Annotated in this window: 14 protein-coding genes and 1 pseudogene; 9 read left to right on the forward strand and 6 right to left on the reverse strand. The window is 70.7% G+C overall.

Going from position 1 to position 21911, the window contains the following annotated elements:
* The first annotated feature begins 100 nt into the window (after window positions 1-100).
* Window positions 101-1936 carry a family 20 glycosylhydrolase gene (locus ABZ896_RS21290; RefSeq protein ID WP_360931106.1) on the forward strand — a complete coding sequence of 612 codons (1836 nt, stop codon included), beginning with the start codon at window positions 101-103 and terminating at the stop codon, window positions 1934-1936.
* A gap of 13 nt (window positions 1937-1949) precedes the next feature.
* On the forward strand, window positions 1950-3485 hold the full coding sequence (locus ABZ896_RS21295; protein WP_360931109.1) for an alpha-L-fucosidase: 1536 nt from the start codon (window positions 1950-1952) through the stop codon (window positions 3483-3485).
* Between the two features lie 270 nt (window positions 3486-3755).
* Here the strand turns inward: ABZ896_RS21295 and ABZ896_RS21300 are convergent, their stop codons facing one another.
* Genes ABZ896_RS21300 through ABZ896_RS21310 form a run of 3 tightly spaced genes read right to left on the reverse strand, consistent with a single transcriptional unit; the run spans window position 3756 to window position 10008 of the window.
* The gene (locus ABZ896_RS21300; RefSeq protein ID WP_360931112.1) at window positions 3756-8558 is read right to left on the reverse strand and encodes a trypsin-like peptidase domain-containing protein; all 4803 of its coding nucleotides are present in this window, start codon (window positions 8556-8558) and stop codon (window positions 3756-3758) included.
* Window positions 8559-8560: 2 nt separating this feature from the next.
* Window positions 8561-8896 (reverse strand): CU044_2847 family protein, encoded by a 336-nt coding sequence (locus ABZ896_RS21305; protein WP_360931115.1) that lies wholly within the window; start codon window positions 8894-8896, stop codon window positions 8561-8563.
* Window positions 8897-8949: 53 nt separating this feature from the next.
* Window positions 8950-10008, reverse strand: a complete 1059-nt coding sequence (locus tag ABZ896_RS21310; RefSeq protein WP_360931118.1) for a LacI family DNA-binding transcriptional regulator — start codon at window positions 10006-10008, stop codon at window positions 8950-8952.
* Between the two features lie 184 nt (window positions 10009-10192).
* On the opposite strand from ABZ896_RS21310, the gene ABZ896_RS21315 reads away from it, so the two are divergent.
* The 7 genes and pseudogenes from ABZ896_RS21315 (at window position 10193) to ABZ896_RS21345 (ending at window position 20751) form a co-directional block, all read left to right on the forward strand.
* Window positions 10193-11482 carry a sugar ABC transporter substrate-binding protein gene (locus ABZ896_RS21315; protein WP_360931121.1) on the forward strand — a complete coding sequence of 430 codons (1290 nt, stop codon included), beginning with the start codon at window positions 10193-10195 and terminating at the stop codon, window positions 11480-11482.
* 2 nt (window positions 11483-11484) lie between these two features.
* A complete protein-coding gene (locus ABZ896_RS21320; RefSeq protein WP_360931124.1) occupies window positions 11485-12378 on the forward strand; it encodes a sugar ABC transporter permease in 894 nt (297 codons plus the stop codon).
* Window positions 12375-13205 (forward strand): carbohydrate ABC transporter permease, encoded by an 831-nt coding sequence (locus ABZ896_RS21325; protein ID WP_360931127.1) that lies wholly within the window; start codon window positions 12375-12377, stop codon window positions 13203-13205. Before ABZ896_RS21320 ends, ABZ896_RS21325 begins: the two co-directional genes overlap by 4 nt.
* 29 nt (window positions 13206-13234) lie before the next feature.
* A complete protein-coding gene (locus tag ABZ896_RS21330) occupies window positions 13235-14494 on the forward strand; it encodes a glycosyl hydrolase (protein WP_360931130.1) in 1260 nt (419 codons plus the stop codon).
* Window positions 14491-16506 carry an endo-beta-N-acetylglucosaminidase gene (locus ABZ896_RS21335; protein ID WP_360931133.1) on the forward strand — a complete coding sequence of 672 codons (2016 nt, stop codon included), beginning with the start codon at window positions 14491-14493 and terminating at the stop codon, window positions 16504-16506. Before ABZ896_RS21330 ends, ABZ896_RS21335 begins: the two co-directional genes overlap by 4 nt.
* A 61-nt stretch (window positions 16507-16567) precedes the next feature.
* Window positions 16568-19612, forward strand: a pseudogene (locus ABZ896_RS21340) (glycoside hydrolase family 38 C-terminal domain-containing protein).
* A complete protein-coding gene (locus tag ABZ896_RS21345; protein ID WP_360931136.1) occupies window positions 19609-20751 on the forward strand; it encodes a winged helix DNA-binding domain-containing protein in 1143 nt (380 codons plus the stop codon). Before ABZ896_RS21340 ends, ABZ896_RS21345 begins: the two are co-directional and overlap by 4 nt.
* Window positions 20752-20811: 60 nt before the next feature.
* On the opposite strand, the gene ABZ896_RS21350 is transcribed toward ABZ896_RS21345, so the two are convergent.
* The 3 genes from ABZ896_RS21350 to ABZ896_RS21360 all read right to left on the reverse strand — a co-directional run.
* On the reverse strand, window positions 20812-21378 hold the full coding sequence (locus tag ABZ896_RS21350; RefSeq protein WP_360931139.1) for a DUF4291 domain-containing protein: 567 nt from the start codon (window positions 21376-21378) through the stop codon (window positions 20812-20814).
* Window positions 21379-21486: 108 nt separating this feature from the next.
* Entirely contained in the window at window positions 21487-21645 is a 159-nt protein-coding gene (locus ABZ896_RS21355; RefSeq protein WP_360931142.1) for a hypothetical protein, read from the reverse strand.
* Window positions 21646-21658: 13 nt separating this feature from the next.
* Window positions 21659-21911: FCD domain-containing protein (locus ABZ896_RS21360; RefSeq protein ID WP_360931145.1), on the reverse strand; the 253-nt coding region annotated here is incomplete at its 5' end.

Below are 21911 nucleotides of genomic sequence, written 5' to 3' on the forward strand. Positions count from 1 at the left end.
GGTCATCCGATCTCTGGCCCAACTCTCGGCTCATTCAGCCCCGTTGACAGCTCTCCTGGTGGCCTCAATTATCAGCCATCCGATGAATAGGGAGTCGCTCATGAGGAAACGGCTGAGATTCGCCGCTGTCGTGGCGTTGCTGACGCTGCTCCTGACACCCGTCCCGGCGGTCGCGGGCGAGGCGTCGAGCACGCCGGTCACGGTGCCCGCCCTGACCGACTGGACGCCGGAGGCCGGGAGTTATGCGTTCGGGACCGGCACCCGGCTGGTGGCCGACAGTGCGGCCGAGCGCCGGGTCGCCTCGACGCTGGCCGGTGATCTTCGAGCGGCGGGACACGGGAGTGTGCCCGTCGTCCGGGGTGGTGCCGCCGCCGGTTCCGGTGACATCGTTATCGACGTCAGGCCGTCCAGGACCTCGCTCGGCGCCGAGGGCTACGAACTGCGCGCCGGGCGGAGCCTGTCGATCACCGGCGCCACCGAGACCGGCGCCTTCTACGGCACCCGGACCCTCCTCCAACTCCTCGCCCAGGGCGACCGGATCCCCGCCGGCCGCACCGTCGACGTGCCGCGCTACAAGGAGCGCGGGGTCGGCGTGTGCGCCTGCTACATCCACATCACGCTGCCCTGGATGGAGAACCTCGTCCGCGAGATGGCGTACAACAAGCTCAACCAGCTGCTCGTGGAGCTGAAGGTGAAGAGCGACGCCCATCCCGAGGCCAACACCTGGGGCTACTACACCAAGGACGAGATCCGGCAGCTCGTCGCACTCGGCGACAAGTACCACGTCGAGGTCATCCCCGAGATCAACTCCCCGGGCCACATGGACCCCTGGATCGAGAACCGCCCCGACCTGCAACTGACCGACTCCGACGGCAACAAGCAGCCCGCCCGGCTCGACGTCACCCAGCAGGCGGCCTTCGACTACTACACCAGCCTGATGGACGAGTACGCGCAGGTCTTCACCGCGAAGTCCTGGCACATGGGTGCCGACGAGTACATGCTCGGCTCCGACTACTCCAAGTACCCGCAGATGCTCAAGTACGCCCAGCAGAAGTACGGTTCGGACGCCACTCCGCAGGACGCCTACATCGACTTCATCAACCGCGTCCACGACTACGCGGCGGGCAAGGGCGTCAAGCTGCGCATCTGGAACGACGGCCTGACCGGCGCCAACACCGTCCCGGTCGACCAGGACACCACCGTCGAGCACTGGCTGAACGTCGCGGTGAAGCCGAGTCAACTCATCGCGCAGGGCTACTCGGTGATGAACGCCGCGTACTCCCTCTACCTGATCCGTGGCGGCTTCCACAGCGACACCGCGTCGCTGTACGACCAGAGTTGGGACCCGCGCAGCTTCGAGGGCGAGAAGCTGACGTCAGCCCAGGGCGTTACCGGCGCGAAGATCAGCCTGTGGCCGGACAACGGACGCGGGGAGACCGAGAACGAGGTCGCCGTCGCACTCTGGCCCGCGCTGCGGCATGTCGCGCAGGCGACGTGGGGTGATCCGCATCCTGATGCTACTTACAGTGCCTTTGTCGCACGCGGTACGGCTGTTGGGCACGCACCGGGCTGGCGGGACCTGGCCCGGGTGCCGGTCGCGGACGGGAAGTACACCTTGGGGGCTGAGGGGCAGTCGTTCACGGCGACGCTGCGGCGGACGGCGGACGGTTACGCGACCCTGCGGTCGGACGCCGGATGTCTCGCGATCAGCGGCGGCAAGCTGACGCTCAACGTGCCGTTGCAGCCCGGCGTCGAGGCGACCTGGGACACCTGCGACGCGTCGAGCACCCTGCAGCGCTGGCAGTTGCTGCCCGAGGCGGGCGGCTACCGGCTGGTGAACGCGATCACGCAGATGGCGCTGACCGTCACGGACGACGGCCGGATCGTGCAGTACCCGGCCGACCAACGCAAGCCCGCAGTCTGGCACTTGAGCTGAGGAGCGCTCTCCCATGACCCTTTCCAGACGACTCTTCGTCGCCGCGGCGGGCGCGCTCGCCGTGACCGGGATCCCCACCCCGGCCCTGGCCCTCTCCGGCGACGACCGCTTCTACCGCATCCCGGTGTCGGCGACCGACACCGAGGCCGACCTCGTCCGCAAGGCGTCCCAAGTCCGGCCCACCGCACGGCAGATCGCCTGGCAGAGCCTGGAGCGCACCGCGTTCCTGCACTTCGGCGTGAACACCTTCACCGGCCTGGAGTGGGGCACCGGCGACGAGGATCCGAACGTCTTCCAGCCAACCGGTCTCGACACCGACCAGTGGGCGCGGGCGTTGGTGGACGGCGGCTTCAAACTCGCCATCCTCACCGTCAAGCACCACGACGGCTTCGTCCTCTACCCCTCCCGCTACACCAACCACACGGTGGCGTCGAGCAGTTGGCGTGACGGGCGCGGCGATGTCCTGCGCTCCTTCGCCGACTCGATGCGACGGTACGGCCTGAAGGTCGGCGTCTACATCTCGCCGGCCGACGAGAACCAGTACCTGCACGGGGTGTACGCCAACGGCAGCGCGCGCTCGCCGCGCACGATCCCGACCCTGGTGGAGGGCGACGACCGCTCGCCGGACCGCTTCCACACCCTCGACGGCACCGACTACGGCGCCCACATGCTCAACACGCTGTACGAGGTGCTCACCGAGTACGGGCAGGTCGACGAGGTGTGGTTCGACGGCGCCCAGGGGCACATCCCGCCCGACAAGGTGGAGAGCTACGACTGGGACAGCTGGTACAGCCTGGTCCGCTCCCTCGCCCCCGACGCGGCGATCGCCGTCACCGGCCCCGACCTGCGCTGGGTCGGCAACGAGAGCGGTATCGCGCGCGAGGACGAGTGGAGTGTCATCCCGGTCAAGGAGAACCAGTACGGCCGCACGGACTGGGCGCTGTCCTACGACACTCCGGACGAGGGCAGCCGGGACGCGCTGGTCGCGGCTCAGCCGACGACCGACTTCCTCCAGTGGTGGCCGGCCGAGTGCGACGTCTCCATCCGCGACGGCTGGTTCTACCACCCCGACCAACAGCCCAAGTCCGTCGACTACTTGACGGAGATCTTCTTCGGCTCGGTGGGCCGCAACGCGGTCCTTCTCCTGAACGTCCCACCGGACACGGACGGTCTGCTGCACGACACGGATGTGGTCCGCCTACGTGAGTTCCGCGAACGCATCGAACGCGAACTCCCGGAGGACCTGGCCCGACACGGCCGTACGACCTCGTCCCCGGGCCGTGTCACCGTCGACCTGGGCCGGGCCCAGGAGGTCGACCGCATCCGCCTCGCCGAGGACATCCGGAACGGACAACAGGTGGAGAGCTTCGTCGTCGAGGTGTTGAGTGACGACGGCTGGACCGAGGTGGCCTCCGCCGGAACGATCGGCGCGAGCCGCATCCTCCTCCTGCCGACACCGGTCACGGCACGGCGCTGGCGGCTGCGGGTGACGCAGTCGCGAAGTGCCGTACGGATCTCGGAGTTCGGTCTGTACAGGTCCGCACTCTGAGGAAGCGGGTGGCCACCGGGTTGTCGGCGGCCTGGTGGCCACCCTTCACCGCAGCCGCCAGTCGAAGGGCACCAAGTCCCTCTTTGGTACGTGTGCAACTCGGCTTGCCTGCCTGCCTTTTTGAAGGCTGCCGCGGTCTCGCGTCTCCACTCGGCGGGCAGGTGTTGTCCGCGGTGCCGTGCTCGGATGAGCGCGTGGAGCGAGACGGGGTCCGAGGACGACGTCACGGTCGGCGAGGGGCTCGGGCTGCGTGCTCTGGCGTCAGCGTTCCTACGTCGCCCTTGGGGCGTCCGGCACGCACCTGCGTAGGTCGGCGGGGAGGAGGGTGAGGATGTGGGGGCGGTCGGGGTGGAGGGGGTCGAGTTGGAGGGCGAGGCGCAGTAGGCCCAGGTGTGCTTCGGCGGGTTCGTGGTGGGCGCTCAGCTTCTCGGCCGCTTCGATCCGTACGGGGACGGGGGCGTTCGGGTCGGCCAGCACGGCGCGGAGCACCTCCTTCGCTCGGGTGCGTGCCGTGCGCCACTTCATGAGTTCCGTCGCGGCCAGGACGTGGTGGTGGGCGTGCGCCTGGTCGTCGTCCACCACCCGGCGGCAGGCGGCCTCCGCCTCGCTCCCGACGTCGAGCTTCGTCCACGCGGCGGCCGCGGCGAGGTGCGCTTCGGGGTCGGTGGTGTCGGGGCCCGAGAGCGACCGGAGGAGGTGGCGGCCTTCCTCGCCCAGGTCCTCGGCGAGCAGGGCGGCGGCGCGGGCGCGGACCTGGACGGGGTGGGCGGGGTCGGAGGCCAGGGCACGGGTCACCGGGATGCGGTTCAACGCACCGCTCGCCGGGAGGTGTTCGCAGATCGCGACGCGGAGTTCCGGGGGCGTTTCGGCGTCGGCGGCCAGAGGGAACCAGGGCTCGTCGAGGGTGCGGCCGGCGGCCGCGACGGCTGCGCATCTGTCCTGAAGGGGGGCCGTGTCGTCCTTGGCCCAGGCGAGCAGCTTGTCCTGGACACGATCGGAGGCACTCTCGTCGCGTATCAGGATCCACGGCCGGTGGGGATGGGCGAGCACTTCGGGCCGCCGTTGCTCGACGAGGTCGACCCACTGCGCGGCGGCCGTGAGGAGATCGGCCCCGGCAAGGGCGCCGGCCGGCACGGACGTACCCTCCTCGTCCTGGTAGAAGGACAGGGTCTGCCACAGGGCCGGGTGGGACGTGTGGCTGGACAGCGTTCCCGTCATCGAGTGGAGGCTCAGGCGGTACAGAGGGTCGTGGCCGACATCCGACATCAGCGCCTTCCACCGCGGGTACGGGATCAGTCCGATCAGTTCGGAGGCGGCCCGGACCCGGACGGAGGGGGTGGTCGCGGGGTCCTCCGCGATGCCGGTCAGGACGCGGCGGGCGCGGGGGACGACGGCCGACCGGTTCAGGTGAGACCCTCCCTCGAACTCCAGCAACGACTCCGCGGGCACCGATTCGTCGTCGATCAGCGCCTCCAGACGGCCGCGGAGCGGGGCGTCCGGCGTCAGGTTGTCGGCCAGGTCCAGGAGGCGCCACAGGTGTTCGTCGGGCAGCCCGGCCTCGTCGAGCAGCCGGTGCAGCGTCTCGGACGCGGCGCGTACGTCCACTTCCGCCAGGACGGCGAGCGCCTGGACGCGGTGGGTCATGCCCCCGTACGCGTCCTCGGCGACGCGGCGCAACAGCCCTGAGGCGGTGTCGCGGTCACCGGCTTCGAGCAACCGCGTCGCCGCTTCCCGCCGTACGTCCGCGGGCAGGGCCGGGTCCGCGGAGATCGAGGCGAGCAGGCTGTCGGTGTCGGCAGCACCCAGCTCGTCCAGGGCCACGGCCGCCTCGAGCCGGTCCGCGGCGCCGATGCCCGTGTCCGTCGCCAGGCACAGCAAAGAGGTGTGCAGGTCGTCCGTGGCGGCGAGCGTCCGCAGCAGGTCCAGGTGGGCGACCCGGTCTTCGACGGCGAGCGCGGGGTCGTGGAAGGTCCGCAGCGCCAGCTGCCGGAACTTGGCGGATTCCCCCACCTCGTGCAGCATCCGAGGCAGGTAGGAGCCGACGCTCCAGCGATCCGGAGGAGCGGCCAACAGGCCATCCACGCATGCCATCGCGACGGATCGCCGTCCGAGCCGGGCGAGTCGGGCCATGGCTTCGATACGGGTGGGGCCGCTCAGCCGCTCGTCGCGTGCCACGCGTTCGGCCAGCGCCACGTCGTCGATGTGGGACACAGCCGTGGCCATGGCGTTCTGCGACGAGTCGGGACTGGCGACGACCTGCGTGTGGACGAGGCGCACCACCTCCTCGCTCCGGTGGCCCGGGGCCTCCGGGAGCAGGAACACCGCCCGGTGCCGCAGATACAGGGGCACGGCAGGATCCCCGCACAGGTCCGCGAGAATCTCGGGTCGCACCGGCGTCAGCAGACAGCCCTTCAGGAAGCGGGTCAGGTACGGGTCCCCGGCAAGAACGGGGTTGTCGTCCAAGGCGTCGGCCAGAGCGGTGAGGGTCGCCTCGGGAAGACCGTCGGGGAGAATGTCCACCAGATGGTTGACATGCTGGTAGGGGAACTCCGAGGTCCGCAGCAGTGTGCTGAGCGCGTCCGTCCCGGCGGGGTGGTCCAGCAGAAGGAGCCCGTTGGCCGCTTCCTGCCGTGTCTCGGGGACCTGGTCGGGATCTTCGGCCAGGGCGAGCAGACGACGGCATGCGGCCTCGACATCCCCCGCTCCGGCCAACAGCGCCGCCGCCAAGAGCAAGGCCGCCACGACGCGTCGGCCGCCCGGCAGATCCGGGTCGTCGGCCACTGCCCTCGCGAGATCGCCCGCACCGTCGACGGCTCGCCGCACACAGTGCTTGAGCGCCTCGACACGCACTCCGTGCGGCACGGCCCGATCGGCGACCACTCCCACCAGCCCCCGCCCGTCGAGCACCGCGAACAACCGATCCAGCACGGTGGTCACATCGAGGTCGCCCACGGTCACGGACCGGCCGTACAGCTTGATCACCGCACGGGTGAACCGCGCCGTCAACTCCTCGTCCGTCACCAGTTCGTCGCTCAGGATCGTCGCGCACAGCAGCAGGTCGCGCCAGCCGCCGCCGTCGACGACCGTACGCAGGAACTCCTCCAACGACATGCCCTGTTCGCGCCAGCGGGCGGCCATGAACAGCACGAGGTTGGGGCGTTCGGCCGCGATCGCCTCGCGTACGGTGGCGAGGGCCTGCGGGGCCTTGGGGTTGAGGCGGTCCGCGAGGGAGCACCCGGCCAGGTACTCCTGGACGGTGTGGTGCAGGAAGCGCAGGTCGTCGCCGCGCCGCAGGACCAGCCCGGTGAAGGCGAGAGCGCCAAGGACCGTGTCCCGGTCGGGAGTTGTGTCGGGGTGGCGCTCGTTGAGCAGGTCCCGCACCTGGTCGAGCAGGGGACGCGGATCCCCGCTCTGCCGTGCCTCGGCCGCCGGGTACAACACGTCGTGCACCCGGTCCAGCAGATCCGGCGTGATGCCGTGACCGGCCCGGCCGCTGCGGCGCAGGCGCGCCGAGCCCCGCTCCCGCAGGATGGCGACGAACCGTGCGTAGAGCTCGGCCGGGTTGCGGGGCAGCTCGTGCAAAGCGGCGACCACGCAGATCATCGTCAAGTACAGCGGGTTGCGGGCGACTTCGGAGAGTCGGCCGAGGCGCAGTCCGCCCGTCAGCTCCGTCGCCCGCCGCGCGGCGTCCGGAACGCCCAGCGCCGCGAACCAGGCGTGGGCGACGCTCTCGATCTCCTGGTCGCCGAACTCCATCAGCGAGTAACGGCGCAGCAGGCTCAGCCGGTTCATCTCGGCGGTGACCAGCGAGCGGCTGGCGACGACGAAACGCAGATACGGTTCGCGGGCCCAACTCTGCACCAGCCGGATGACTTTGCCGCGCTCCTCCGGGTCCAGGATCTCGTCGAGTCCGTCGACACAGACCAGCCAGTCCACCGAGGGCAGCGGGCCGGCCTCGAAGAACGCCGGGGGCAGGGAGCGCCGTAGACCGGGCAGATCGCGTCCGACGGCCCGGGCCAGTGCCTCCGGGAAGGGCAGGTCCAGGAGTTGGTCGGCGCCGACCCGCACGGGGATGTACGAGGGCGCCCGCTCCGGGTCGTCCAGCCAGGCGGCGGCCGCCGTACAGGTCAGCCGCCGCAGCAGGCTCGACTTGCCGGTGCCGGCGCCGCCGGTGAACAGCACGTGCCGGTCGTCGGCGAGGACGCTCTCGGCGGCCGGCCGCTCCCGGGACGGGGACCGGCGGTCACGGCCCGGGCGGCGGGGATCCGGGTCCGCGAACGCCGCTTCGTCCTCCGCCTCGTCGGCGGCCGACGCCTCCTGGCGGACGTACACGGTGGACAGAGGGATGTCCTGGGCGTCGGTCAGCAGGGCGGCGTACGGATGCTCGTCGGCCGCGTCCCACGCGGCCTTCAGATAGTCGCGCAACTGGGCGCCGGGGTGGCGGAACTCCCCGGCCCGCAACTGCTCGTCGGTGAGCGCGTTCAGCCAGGGCACGGGCGGTGCCGGGGCGGGGCAGCGGGACAGGATCTCGGCGAGCGGGACCATGTGCGTGCTGCCCGCCTTGTTCGAGCGGGCGAGCATCCCGCACACCCCGCCGGTGCGCTCGTTGACCACCGGACTGCCGCTGAAACCCTCGCCGACCGGGGTGCCGTAGCCGCGGGGCATCGGCATGGCGTCCTCGAACGCCAGCCGGGAGTCGCCCTGGTACTCCAGTGCGGCCCACTGGCCCGCGCGGTAGTCGCCGCGCGGATGGCCGTAGACCCACATACGGTCGCCGAACGCCGTGTGCGGCGCGGTCAGCACGTACGGCGGGGCGGGTGCCGTCTCCTCGAAGCGCAGGAACGCGATGTCCAGGCCGTTCGCCGCGCGGTGGAGCGAGCCCTCGGACAGGGTCAGGGTGAGTTCGGTGCCGGTCGCCACGATGCGGCCGCGCACCGCGGTGACCCCGGCGACCACGTGCGCGCAGGTGACCACGGTGCCGGGGGCGAGGACGAACCCGGTACCGCCGCCGCTGCCGTCCAGGAGGTCCAGGGCGACGGTGGCGGCCTCCAGCGGATGTCTCCAGCCGTCCATGCCTACGACCCCGAAGTCCCCCCGGTTTCCGGAGCGGTGAACTCCAGTGTCACCTTCCACGCCGACTTGGAGGACGCCTTGCCGACCACCGCGAGCAACTGGCCGGTGTCCAGGGAGACATCGCAGCCGAACTCCACCGTCGCCCTCGACGCGCCGGTCTGCTGAAGGCGGGTGCCCATGGCCCGGGCCACGGCGGTCAGACTGTCGAGCACGGTCTCCAGCCGCGGGGTCCGCCAGGCGATCTCCTGCTCCTCGGCCAGTCCGGATCCGCTCTGCGCCGCGGCCGGGTTCACCGAGACAAGGATCTTCCGACCGTCCACCTCGACAGGGACGGTCACCTCCGCTTCGTCGCCCAACTTCCTTGCCCTTTCCCCCGATCCGGACGGATGGCTCATCGTAGCGGCCGTGCCCCACGGGCCACGCCGGTGCTGTCCCGCACGATCAGCCGCGGTACCGGCACGCGTACGGTCCGTGCCGGCCCCCCGTCCAGCAGCGCCGTCAGCTCGGTCGCCGCCGTACGCCCGAACGCCACGCTGTCGCGGGAGAGGGCGGAGAGCCACGGCTTGACCATGCGGCACAGGGCCGAGTCCTCCCAGGCGACCACCGAGACGTCGGCCGGGACCGAGCGGCCCAGGTCGGTCGCGGTGGCTACCCCGGCGAGGGCCATCACGTCGTTGTCGTAGATCAGCGCGGTGGGGGGAGTGGCGGCCTCCAGGACCCGGCGGGTGACGGCCGCGCCCTCCGCGTCGGAGTAGTCCGTGGTCACCGACTCGACACCGGTCAGGCCGCGCCGCGCGGCCTCCGCGCGCAGGGTGCGGATACGGCGCTCGGTGTGCGCGAGGCCCGGCAGGCCCGCGATGTGCACGATCCGGCGGTGGCCGAGCGCGTACAACTCGTCGACCACGGCGGCCATCGCGCCCGCGTCGTCCGCCCAGACGGTCGACAGGCCCGGGTGACGTTCGTCGGGGGCGCCGCCGATCACCACGCCGGGCAGGCCGAGTTCGTCCAGGAGGCCGGGGCGCGGGTCGTCGGTACGCGGGTCGACGACCAGGACGCCGTCCACACGGTGCTCCGCCCACCAGCGGCGGTACACCCCGCACTCCTCCTCTACATCCTCGGCCACCTGGAACAGCAGGCCCAGATGCCGCTCGGCCAGCACCTCCTGTATGCCGGAGACCAGTTGGAGGAAGAACGAGTCCACGCCCAGCGTCACCGCCGGGCGGGCCAGGACGAAGCCGACCGTGGCCGCGCCCTCGCCGGACAGTGCGCGGGCCGCCGTGCTGGGCCGCCAGCCGAGCTCCTCCGCCACCTGGCGGACCCGGTCGCGGGTGTCGTCCGAGACACCGGGGCGGTTGTTGAGCGCGAACGAGACAGCGCTCTGGGAGACCCCGGCGTGCCGCGCGATGTCCTTCATCGTGGGGCGGCGGGCCGGCGTCCGCTTGCCTGACATGGTGATTCCCCATTCCCCGGACGCATTGCGGCGCCAGTATGCACTAATGCGGTTCAGCTGAGTCAACCTAATGCGTATTAGTCACTAAACAAATTAGCTGTGCGAGATGCATTGACGGGCCCGTGGAACGGCGTGCAGGGTCTGCGTCGTTGGCCAACTCCGCCGCAAAGGAGACCGGTTCGCCGTGCCCATGTCCCGCAGAACCTTCGCCGCTGCCGCCGTCTGCGCCCTACTGCCGCTGAGCGCCTGCGGCTCCGGGAGCGACGACGGCGGCTCGTCCGACGCCTCCGGCAAGATCGAGGGCGACATCACCTTCCAGACCTGGAACCTCAGGGCGAACTTCAAGGACTACTTCGAGGGCCTGATCGCCGACTTCGAGAAGAAGTACCCCGGCACCAAGGTCAAGTGGATCGACCAGCCCGCCGAGGGCTACGCCGACAAGATCAGCGCCGACGCCGCGGGCGGCACCCTGCCCGACGTCGTCAACGTCTCCCCGGACCTGGTCGCGCCCCTCGCCAAGGCCGGCCTCGCGCTCGACCTCGACAAGGCGGCCGCCCAGTACAAGAAGGAGTACCTCGCCGGAGCCTGGGCCAGCCACGAGATACCTGGCATGACCGGCACGTACGCCTTCCCCTGGTACCTCAACACCGGCCCGCTCTTCTACAACAAGTCCCTCTTCAAGGAGGCCGGGCTCGACCCCGACCAGCCGCCGAAGACGTACGACGACCTCTTCGCCGACGCCCTCCAGATCGCGAAGAACAGCGACGGCAAGGTCGCCACCCTCGCCAACGTGCCGACGATCGAGGACTTCGGCCGCTACGGCGTCGAGCTGATGAACTCCGGCGGCACCGCCTTCGCCTTCAACGACGCCAAGGGCATCGAACTCCTCACCAAGTACAAGGAGTTGTACGACGCGAAGGCGCTCGACCCGCAGGCGCTGACCGCGACTCCCGAATCCTCCGGCAAGAAGTTCCTCACCGAGGCCGTCGCCATGAACCCCGGCAGCGCCCTGGACCTCGGCAACTTCAAGAAGCAGGCGCCGAACCTGTACAAGAACATCGGTATCACCGACCAGATCACCAGCACCGGCCACGTCAACATGTACGTGATGGGCGTGATGGTGAACGCGCAGAGCAAGAAGAAGGCCGCCTCCGTCGCCTTCGCGCACTACGTCACCGACGCCGAGCACCAGATGTCCTTCGCCAAGAAGGTCGCCATCTTCCCGAGCACCGCCGGCTCTCTGGACGACCCGTACTTCACCAAGGAGGACGGCACGGACGAGACGCGGGTGCGGATCGCCGCCGCCAAGTCCCTGAAGAACGCGGTCAATTACACGCCCGTGCTGTTCAGCGAGCAGATGAAGACCGCCCTGCGCAACGAGGTCGCCAAGGCGCTCCAGGGCAAGGAGAGCCCCGAGGAAGCTCTCGACAACGCTGTCAAGGCGTGCAACACGCTGCTCCAGCAGCAGGGATGACCATGTCCTCGTCCACCGTGTCCCGGGTGCGGCGCCAACTGCCGACGAGCCCTTGGCTGTTCGCCGCACCCGGACTGCTCGTCATCGGCGTGTTCATCCTGTACCCGTTCGTCTCCACACTGGTCAACGCCTTCACGGACAAGCGCACCCTGATCCCGGGGGAGTTCGTCGGCCTCGCCAACTTCCGTGAGCTGCTGCACGACGACATGTTCTGGATCGGCCTGCGCAACAGCACACTGTACGTCCTCGGGGTCGTCCCCGCGCTGGTGATCCTGCCGCTGCTGCTCGCCCTGCTCGTGCAGAAGAACATCCCCGGCATCACCTTCTTCCGGTCCGCCTTCTACACCCCGGTCGTCGCCTCGATCGTGGTCGTCGGCCTGATCTGGGTGTGGCTCCTCGACGAACGCGGCCTGATCAACTCGCTGTTGGAGACCATAGGGGTCGGCCGGATCGGCTTCCTCAGCGACCAGTGGCTGCTGTTGCTGAGCGCCATGGCCGTGACGGTCTGGAAGGGCCTCGGCTACTACATGATCATTTACCTGGCGGCGCTGGCGAACGTGCCGCGCGAGCTGCACGAGGCCGCGGCGATGGACGGCGCGGGTGCCGTGCGGCGCTTTGTGACGGTGACCGTTCCGGCCGTCCGTTCGACCATGGCCCTCGTCGGGGCGCTGTCCTCGGTCGCCGCCTTCAAGGTGTTCTCCGAGGTGTATCTGATGGCGGGCCCTAGTGGGGGACCGGCGGGCGAGGACACCACGCTCGTGATGCTGGTCCAGCGCACCGGCACCGGGCTGACCGGCAGGGTCGGTTACGCCTCCGCGCTCTCCGTCGTCGTCTTCGTCGTCACCGTGGCGCTGATGCTGCTGGTGCTGCGAGCCGATCGGAGAGGGGAGTCGTGACCCGGGTACGCAAAGGCGAACTGCTGCTGAGATACGCGCTGTTGCTCGCCGTCCTCGCCCTCACCGTCGGCCCCTTCCTCTGGCAGCTGTCGACCTCGCTGAAGGGACCCACCGAGGACATCTACAGCTCGCCGCCGACCTTTCTGCCCGAGCATCCGACCCTGCACAACTACGAACGGGTCGCCGACACCATCCCCGTCTGGGACTACGCCTTCAACTCGCTCAAGGTCGCCACCGCCAACGTCGTTACGAACTGCGTCGGTTCGGCCCTCGCCGGCTACGCCCTGGCCCGACTGCGCTACCGGGGCCGCCGCGCCGCCACCCTCGCCTTCATCCTGGCGATGCTCGTGCCGGTGGAGGGCATCATCATCGCGCAGTTCACGACCATGCGGGAGCTGGGCCTCAACAACACCCTGATCGGTGTGGTGCTGCCCGGCTGCATCGGTGCCATGAACGTGCTCCTGATGCGCAACGCCTTCCTCAACCTCCCGTACGAGATCGAGGAGGCGGCCTACGTCGACGGCGCCAACGTCTGGCAGCGGTTCCTGCGGATCGCGCTGCCCGCGGTGAAGGGCACGATCGCCGTCGTCGCGATCTTCGCCTTCATGGGCGCCTGGGACGACTTCCTGTGGCCGCTCATCGTGCTGAGCGACCCGTCCAAGTTCACGCTGACCATCGGCCTCAACTACCTGCACGGCACGTTCGCCAACGACGAACGGCTCGTCGCCGCGGGCACGGTCATCGCCGTGGCACCGCTGATCGCCCTCTTCGCCTGTCTCCAGCGGTACTTCTTCCGCGGGGTGGGCGAGGGCGCGGTGAAGGGCTGAACTCCGTACCTCCGTACACAAGGACACGCATGCCTGCTGCCGTGCGCTTCGGCGTCAACTACACCCCGAGCGTCGGGTGGTTCCACCACTGGCTCGACTTCGACCTCGACTCCGTCCGCGCCGACCTCGACTCCATCGCCGCGCTGGGCCTGGACCACATCCGGGTCTTCCCGCTGTGGCCCTACTTCCAGCCGAACCGCACGCTGATCCGCGCCCGGGCCGTCGCCGACCTCGTACGGCTCGTCGACGCCGCCGCCGAACGCGGGCTCGACGTCAACGTCGACGGTCTGCAAGGGCACTTGAGCAGCTTCGACTTCCTGCCGGCCTGGACCAGGACCTGGCACCGCCGCAACCTCTTCACCGACCCGAAGGCCGTCGAGGGCCAGGCCGCCTACCTGCGCACCCTCGCGGCGGCACTGGCGGACCGCCCCAACTTCCTCGGCATGACCCTCGGCAACGAGGTCAACCAGTTCTCCGCGGACCCGCATCCCGACCCCGACCGGGCCACCTCCGAGCAGATCGACGCCTGGCTCACGCGGATGCTCGCCGCCTGCGAGGAGGGCGCCCCCGGCAGACTGCACCTGCACGCCGAGTACGACGCCACCTGGTACCAGGACGACCAGCCCTTCACCCCCGGCCAGGCCGCCCGGCACGGCGCCGTCACCGCCGTGCACTCCTGGGTCTTCAACGGCACCGCCCAGCGGCACGGGCGCGAGTCGGTCCCGAGCGAGCATCACGCCGCCTACCTGGTCGAGTTGAGCAAGGCCTGGGCCGACGACCCCGCACGGCCCGTCTGGCTCCAGGAGGTCGGCGCGCCCGCGCCCCTGGTGCCGCCCGAGCACGCCGCCGCCTTCACCGAGGCGACGGTCCGCAACGCCCTGGACTGCCCCGACCTGTGGGGCATCACCTGGTGGTGCTCCCACGACGTGTCCCGGAGCCTGGCCGACTTCCCTGAACTGGAGTACGGGCTCGGCCTGTTGACCAACGACCGGCAACCGAAGCCGGCCGCACGGGTCCTGGAGCGGGCGGCGCGCTCACCGTCGTCCGCCGCTCCTGGACGTCGTACGACAGCACTGGTCGTCCCCTCCGACCCCGGGGCCCGCTCCCGGTGCGCACCCGGCGGGCCGGTCTTCGACGCCTACTTCCGGCTGGTCGCCGACGGCGCTCGCCCCACCACCGTCCTCGACGTGCGTGCCTCGGATGCGGAGCACCTCTCCGCGCGCGGCATCACCGAGGTCGTCACGTCCGATCAGGTACTCCCCACCCCACAAGGAGGCACCCGCTCGTGAAACCCACCAGACGTACGGTCCTGCTCGCCGCGACCGCGGCGGCGCTGTTCCCCGGAGTCCCGGCGAGGGCAGCGGCGGCGACCGCGCTCCAGCCCTACGCCAACTACTGGTACCCGGACTCCCTTCCGTCCGGCACGCCCGGCACCGGCATCACCTGGCGCAGTCTCAAGGCATGGCGGGCGGCCGACGACGCCGATCTCGCCTTCAACGCGGCCGCCGTCCCGCTCGCCGCCCGCTTCACGCCAACTCCGGTGAACACGACGGCCCGTTCGGGGCAGGCGCGGATCCAGTCGCTGGTGTCCTTCGGACCGACATCCTCCAACCCATCGCAGGGGTCGGCGACTTCGGACTACTACGCCTTCGGGCACTGGGCCTACGTCGACGAACTCGTCTTCTGGGGCGGCTCGTCGGGGGAGGGGCTGATCCTCGCGCCGAACGCGCCGATCGTGGACGCCGCCCACCGGCACGGCGTCCCCGTCCTCGGCAACATCTTCCTGCCGCCGGTCGCCTACGGCGGGCAGTTGCAGTGGACGCGTGACCTGGTGCAGAGGGACGCGGCCGGGCACTACCCGCTGGCCACCCAACTCGTCGCGGTGGCTTCGGCGTACGGCTTCGACGGGTGGTTCGTGAATGCCGAGACCGGGGGCGGGGACGCGGCGCTCGGGGCGGACATGCTGGGGTTCGTACGCGAGCTGAAGTCGCTCGCTGTTGCCGTCGGGCAGCGGGTGACCTGGTACGACTCGATGACGGTGAGCGGGTCGGTGAGCTGGCAGGGTGCGCTGAACAGCCGTAACCAGGCGTTCTTCCAGGCCGCCGACGACATGTTCGTCGACTTCCGGTGGACGGCGAGCAGTCTGGCTTCGTCGGGGACGCTGGCCGGCCAACTGGGGCGCAGCCGCTACGAGTTGTGGGCGGGTGTGGATGTCGAGGCCAACGGCTGGAACACCTCCGAGAACTGGGACGCGATCGTGCCCCGGGACAAGACCCATGTGACCTCGATCGGGCTGTACCGGCCGGAGTGGACGCGCAACCACCTGCCGTCGGGGCAGCGCGGGCCGGGGGACTTCCACGCGGCCGACGACCGGTTCTGGACGGGACGGTCGCTGGATCCTTCGCAGCCGGACGCGACGGACAGCTGGCGGGCGCCGGCGGTGTCGGTCGCGGACCGGTCGACGGTTTCGGCCGTGCCGTTCGCGAGTGTCTTCAACACCGGGCATGGGCTGCGGTGGTACGAGGGCGGGGTGGTCACCTCGGACGCGGCCTGGAACCACCTCGGGCTCCAGGACCGGCTGCCGTCGCGGCAGTGGGTGGTGCGGACGTCGGGGACGCGGCCGACGGTCTCCTTCGACTTCGCCGATGCCTGGCGGGGCGGCAGCAGTGTGCTGGTGGCCGGTGAACCAACCGCTCCGGTGACGGTGGATCTGTACGCTTCACGGCTGCCGGTGGGTGTTGACACGGTTGTCGAGCTGACACACCGGATAGATGCGGGCGCTGTGAACGTCGAGCTCGCGGTGGCGACGGCCGAGCCCGGTTCACCGGGCGCGACACCGCCGTACACCTATCTGCCCGTTGTGCCTGTGAACTCGGTCAACGGGTGGCAGACGATGACGATGCGGCTCACAGGGCTCTCCGGGACCGGGACCGTCAACGCGCTCGGTGTGCGGCTCACCGCGACCGAGGGGCCTGTGAAGTGGCGGCTCGGCGGTATCGCGGTGCGTGAGGCGGGTGTGCCGGAGGTGCCGGGTGAGGCCTCTGACCTGCGTGTCACCGACGCCTCGGGCGGAGACCTGCGGCTGGCCTGGAACCCCGCGCCAGGCGAGGTCCGTCACTACACCCTGCACCGCGTCCTCCCCGACGGCACCCGGCGCTTCCTCGGCGGCACCTGCCAGCGGGCGTACTTCCTCGGCGGCCTCCAGCCCGAGCAGGGGGAGGCGGCGGCGCGGTTCGAACTGCGTGCCGTAGGGGAGCTGTACACAGCGTCGGCCCCCGCGACCGTCACGCACACCTGGTAAACCGCGCCACCCGGTAGTCCGCGCCACCCGGAATCCGCATCCGACCCCTGGAGCACCCCGCATGCATGACGACCGCAACCTGGTCGAAGCCCGTCTCAAGCGCGTCCTCGACGAGCGTGTCCGCCCCGCCGTGTACCCCGAGTCCGTACCGCTGGAGGTGGCGGTCTGGCACGCGCCCGGTGAGCCCGTGCCGGTCGCCGAGGGGCTCGCGGCCGAGCCGGAGCCGATCGCCGTGAGCGCCCGCTGGGGTGCTCCCTGGGGCACCAGCTGGTTCCGCGTCACCGGGACCGTTCCCGAGGCGTGGGCCGGGAAGACCGTCGAGGCCCTCCTCGACCTCGGCTTCGACGAGAACATGCCCGGCTTCCAGTGCGAGGGCCTGGTCTACCGGCCCGACGGCACCCCGGTGAAGGGCCTCAACCCGCGCAACCAGTGGGTGCGGATCGGCGCGCCCGTCGAGGGCGGGGAGGAGGTGCGCCTGCATGTCGAGGCCGCCTCCAACCCCGTCATCCTCGACTACCACCCCTTCCTGCCCACGCAGTTGGGCGACAAGGAGACCGCGGGCGACACCCCGCAGTACACGCTGGCCCGCATGGACCTCGCCGTCTTCGACGAGACCGTCTGGCAGCTGGTCCTCGACCTGGAGGTGCTCGGAGAGCTGATGGCCGAGCTGCCGGTGGACTCGGCGCGGCGCTGGGAGATCCTGCGGGCGGTGGACAAGGCGCTGGACGCCGTCGACCTCCAGGACGTGAACGGCACGGCCGCGCAGGCGCGGGTACGGCTGGAGACGGTCCTGTCGGAGCCCGCCGTGCCCTCCGCCCACCGCATCAGCGCCGTCGGCCACGCGCACATCGACTCGGCGTGGCTGTGGCCGCTGCGGGAGACGGTCCGCAAGGTGGCCCGGACGACGTCCAACATGACTGCGCTGCTCGACGACGAGCCGGAGTTCGTGTTCGCCATGTCCCAGGCACAGTAGTGGGCCTGGGTGCGCGACCACCGGCCCGAGGTGTGGGCGCGGGTGAAGAAGGCGGTCGCGGACGGGCGGTTCGTGCCGGCCGGGGGCATGTGGGTGGAGTCGGACACCAACATGCCGGGCTCGGAGGCGATGGCCCGTCAGTTCGTGCACGGCAAGCGGTTCTTCCTCGACGAGTTCGGCATCGAGAACGAGGAGGCGTGGCTGCCCGACACCTTCGGCTTCGCCGCCGGACTGCCGCAGATCATCAAGGCGGCGGGCTCCAAGTGGCTGCTGACACAGAAGATCTCCTGGTCGCAGACGAACAAGTTCCCGCACCACACCTTCCGTTGGGAGGGTATCGACGGCACCAGAATCTTCACGCACTTCCCGCCCGTCGACACCTACAACTGCTCGATGAAGGGCAGCGAGATCGCCCACGCGGCACACAACTTCAAGGACAAGGGGGTCGCCCGGCACTCCCTCGCCCCCACCGGCTGGGGTGACGGAGGCGGCGGCACGACCCGCGAGATGATCGCCAAGGCGGCCCGTCTGCGCGACCTCGAAGGCTCGGCCACCGTCGCCTGGGCGACGCCCGCGGAGTTCTTCGAGAAGGCCGAGGCCGAGTACCCCGAACCACCCGTCTGGGTCGGCGAGTTGTACCTCGAACTCCACCGCGCCACCCTCACCAGCCAGGCCAAGACCAAGCAGGGCAACCGACGGAGCGAGCACCTCCTGCGCGAGGCCGAGCTGTGGGCGGCGACGGCCGCCGTACGGGCCGGATTCCCCTACCCGTACGAGGAGTTGGACCGCGTCTGGAAGACGGTGCTGCTCCACCAGTTCCACGACATCCTGCCCGGGTCCTCGATCGCCTGGGTGCACCGGGAGGCGCGGCGGACGTACGAGCGGGTCGCCGAGGAGCTGAACGGGATCATCGGTGCGGCCCAGCGGGCGCTGGCGGGGGAGGGGACGCGGGAGCTGGTCTTCAACTCGGCACCGCACGCCCGTGGCGGGGTCGCGGCGGGCGGTGCCGGGACCGTCGTACCCACCGAGGAGACCTCGCTGTCCGAGCGGTCCGGTGGCGGATACACCCTGGACAACGGTCTGTTGCGCGTGGAGATCGACGGACGGGGCCTGGTCGTGTCGGCGTACGACATCGAGGCCGACCGGGAGACCGTCGCCCCCGGCGCGGCGGCGAACCTCCTCCAACTCCACCCGGACTTCCCCAACATGTGGGACGCCTGGGACGTCGACGAGTTCTACCGCAACACCGTCACGGACCTCACCGACGTGGACGAGATCACGCCCGAGGCGAACGGGGTGCGGATCGTACGGTCCTTCGGCGCCTCCCGTGTCGTACAGGTGCTGACGCTGGCGCCCGGCGAACGGCGGCTGGACGTGGACACGGAGGTCGACTGGCACGAGACGGAGAAGTTCCTCAAGCTCGCCTTCCCGCTCGACGTGCACGCCGAACGGTACGCGTCCGAGACGCAGTTCGGGCACTTCCACCGGCCCACCCACACCAACACCTCTTGGGAGGCTGCCAAGTTCGAGGCCTGCAACCACCGCTTCGTCCACCTGGAGGAACCGGGCTGGGGCGTGGCGGTCGTCAACGACTCGACGTACGGGCACGACGTGACCCGGACCGTCCGCACGGACGGCGACCGGGGGACGACGACCACGGTCCGGGTCTCCCTGCTCCGGGCGCCGCGCTTCCCGGACCCCGAGACCGACCAGGGCGTCCACCGCTTCCGGCACGCGCTGGTGCCGGGGGCGGGGATCGGGGACGCCGTGCGGGAGGGATGGCGGATCAATCTGCCGGAGCGGCGGGTGAGCGGCGCGGTGGGGGCCGGGGAGGTCGGAGAGGTCGTACCACTGGTCTCCGTCGACCGGGACGCGGTGGTCGTCACGGCCGTCAAGCTCGCCGACGACGTCAGCGGAGACGTGGTGGTCCGGTTCCACGAGGCGCACGGCGGCCGGGTGAGGGCCACGCTCACGGCGGGATTCGAGGTGGCGGACGTCACGGCCACGGACCTGCTGGAACGGCCGCTGACCGACGTACCGGAACCCCGTCGTGACGGGAACCGGGTGTCCCTGCGCCTGCGGCCGTTCGAGCTGGTGACCTTGCGGTTCCGGAGGGCAGAATCCTCCTCGTGAAGATCACCGCGCGGGAACTGAACCGGGCCACGCTCGCCCGTCAACTGCTGCTGTGCCGGGAGCCGTTGGAGGTCGCGGACGCGGTCCGCGGGCTCCTCGCGCTCCAGGCGCAGGAGCCGGCGTCGCCGTATCTGGCGCTGTGGAACCGGATCTCCGGGTTCACCCCTGTCGACCTGGACGCCGCCTTCGCCGACCGCACGCTGGTGAAGGCGACGCTGCTGCGGATCACCCTGCACGCGGTGCACTCCGAGGACTACCGGACGGTCCGGGAGGCGATGCGGCCCACGCTGTACGCCTCCCGGCTCGGCCACCGGTTCGCCGCGGCCGGGCTGACTCCTGCGGACGCGGGGGAACTGGAGCCGGGGCTCCTGGAGTTCGCACAACAGCCGCGCTCCAACGGGGACTTGACGGCGTGGCTCGGGGAGCGGGTGGGGGCGGAGAAGCAGGGCGGGGCGTGGTGGGGGATGCGGGCGTACGCGCCCCTGGTGCATGTGCCGACCGGCGAGGCGTGGTCGTTCGGCAAGTCGCCGTCGTATGTCGCGGCGCCGGAAGGGAGGTTCACCGAGGCGGGGGACCCGGAAGCGGCCCTCCGCGCGCTGACCCTGCGCTACCTGGCGGCCTACGGACCCGCGTCCGTCGCCGACATCGCGCAGTTCACCATGGTCCAACGCGGGCGCATCCGTGCGGTGTTGAAGACCCTCGCGGACTCGCTCGAACTCCTCGACGGCCCGGACGGCACCCCGCTCCACGACGTCCCCGGCGCCCCTCGCCCACCCGCGGACACCCCCGCCCCACCCCGGCTGCTCCCGATGTGGGACAACGTCCTGCTGGCGTACGCCGACCGCGGCCGCCTGATCCCGCCGGAGTACCGCAAACTGGTCATCCGCGTGAACGGCGACGTCCTGCCGACGCTGCTGGTCGACGGTCGGGTGGCCGGAGTCTGGCGCCCGGCCGAGGACGGAGGCATCGAGGCCACCGCCTTCCACGACCTCACGCCCGAGGCATGGGACGGCCTGGCCGAAGAGGCCCGCTCACTGACCGCACTGCTCACCGACCGCGACCCCCGGGCCTACAGCCGTTTCGCGCACTGGTGGGGCAAGTTGCCGGATGCCGAGGTGAGGATCCTCGGCCGCCCCTGACCGGGTGCTCGGCGACGGTGTGTGCGGGTCGCAGGACACTCGTCCGGCGTCGGCCGGCTCTCACCGGCCGGGGGAGAGGAGCCTCTCCAACGTCCGCGGCAGCGGATACTCCCGCTCCGCGGGGAGCAGCCGCTGAGCCTTGGCGGTGTGCCCGGACCGGGTCAGTGCCGCGGCCTTGTGGACCTGAGGGGTCAGGTCGGTGAGGCCGACGATCCACTCGTCGGCGAAGGTGCGGATCAGGTGGCGGCCGATGCCGACCTGGATGCTGTAGTGGTTCAGCGCCGCTCCGCGCACCGAGCGTTCCGGGTCCCACTGCACGTGTACGTCCGCCCGGGCCACGGCCGCCGGATCCGCGGACGTGAGCACGGCCCGGGACAGCGCCTCCTCCCAGCCCCGCCGGGTCATCCGAACGGCGAGGACGCGTTCCTGGCCGGGTTTGCGCGCCCAGTTGCTGCGATGCATGAGCCACAGGAACGACGGCTTGATCCAGGTCATCCTCTGGAACGAGAACGGCGCGACGAACCGGCCCGCGCGCAGCGCCGCGTCGGCGATCGCCGGTGCGTACGCCTGATAGACCACGATCGTGTCGGCATCGTGGTCTGCGCGAATCCGGTACTGGGAGGTCACGCACGGCACCCTGCCATCCGGTGCGCCGGCGTCGCGAAGCATTTTCCCCGCCCCGCCCCGCCCCGCGCCGGCCGAAGCGAAGGCCAGCAGCAAGGCCACCACGGACCATCAGGAGGCGCGGGCCTCGGTGGCGGAGAGCCAGGCACCCCACCCGCATTCGGCGATGCCGAAGAGCCGGGCACCCCACCCTCGCTCGGCGATGGCGAGACCGCCGCCTCCGGCCCCGACCACCGCGGCAGCCCCCAGCCTCGGCACGACACCGCTCATCCCCCCGCGCGGTCTACGGCCCCAGCTGCGCCCGCAGCCACTCCTCCACCTCGCCCACATGCGCCGCCGCCGCCGCCCGGGCCGCCTCCGGGTCGCGGGCGACCAGCGCCCGGTGGATGGCCGCGTGTTCGCGGCGGGTGCGGGCGAAGGCGCCCTCCTCCCGGTAGCCGCGCCAGACACGGGCGCGGAAGGTGCGAGGCCGATGTGCGGGACGCGGAGGTGACGGACGCCGGGCTGCGGGCCGGAACTGCCGCGGGGGGCGCCGA

The sequence above is a fragment of the Streptomyces sp. NPDC047072 genome (genome assembly GCF_040643855.1).
Classification (GTDB): domain Bacteria; phylum Actinomycetota; class Actinomycetes; order Streptomycetales; family Streptomycetaceae; genus Streptomyces.

What these genes read in the sequence shown, in the direction of transcription:
- ABZ896_RS21290 (WP_360931106.1), top strand. Translation starts at nt 101, where the DNA reads ATGAGGAAACGGCTGAGATTCGCCGCTGTCGTGGCGTTGCTGACGCTG.
- ABZ896_RS21330 (WP_360931130.1), top strand. Translation starts at nt 13,235, where the DNA reads ATGCCTGCTGCCGTGCGCTTCGGCGTCAACTACACCCCGAGCGTCGGG.
- ABZ896_RS21310 (WP_360931118.1), bottom strand. Translation starts at nt 10,008, where the DNA reads ATGTCAGGCAAGCGGACGCCGGCCCGCCGCCCCACGATGAAGGACATC.
- ABZ896_RS21295 (WP_360931109.1), top strand. Translation starts at nt 1,950, where the DNA reads ATGACCCTTTCCAGACGACTCTTCGTCGCCGCGGCGGGCGCGCTCGCC.
- ABZ896_RS21320 (WP_360931124.1), top strand. Translation starts at nt 11,485, where the DNA reads ATGTCCTCGTCCACCGTGTCCCGGGTGCGGCGCCAACTGCCGACGAGC.
- ABZ896_RS21355 (WP_360931142.1), bottom strand. Translation starts at nt 21,645, where the DNA reads ATGAGCGGTGTCGTGCCGAGGCTGGGGGCTGCCGCGGTGGTCGGGGCC.
- ABZ896_RS21300 (WP_360931112.1), bottom strand. Translation starts at nt 8,558, where the DNA reads ATGGACGGCTGGAGACATCCGCTGGAGGCCGCCACCGTCGCCCTGGAC.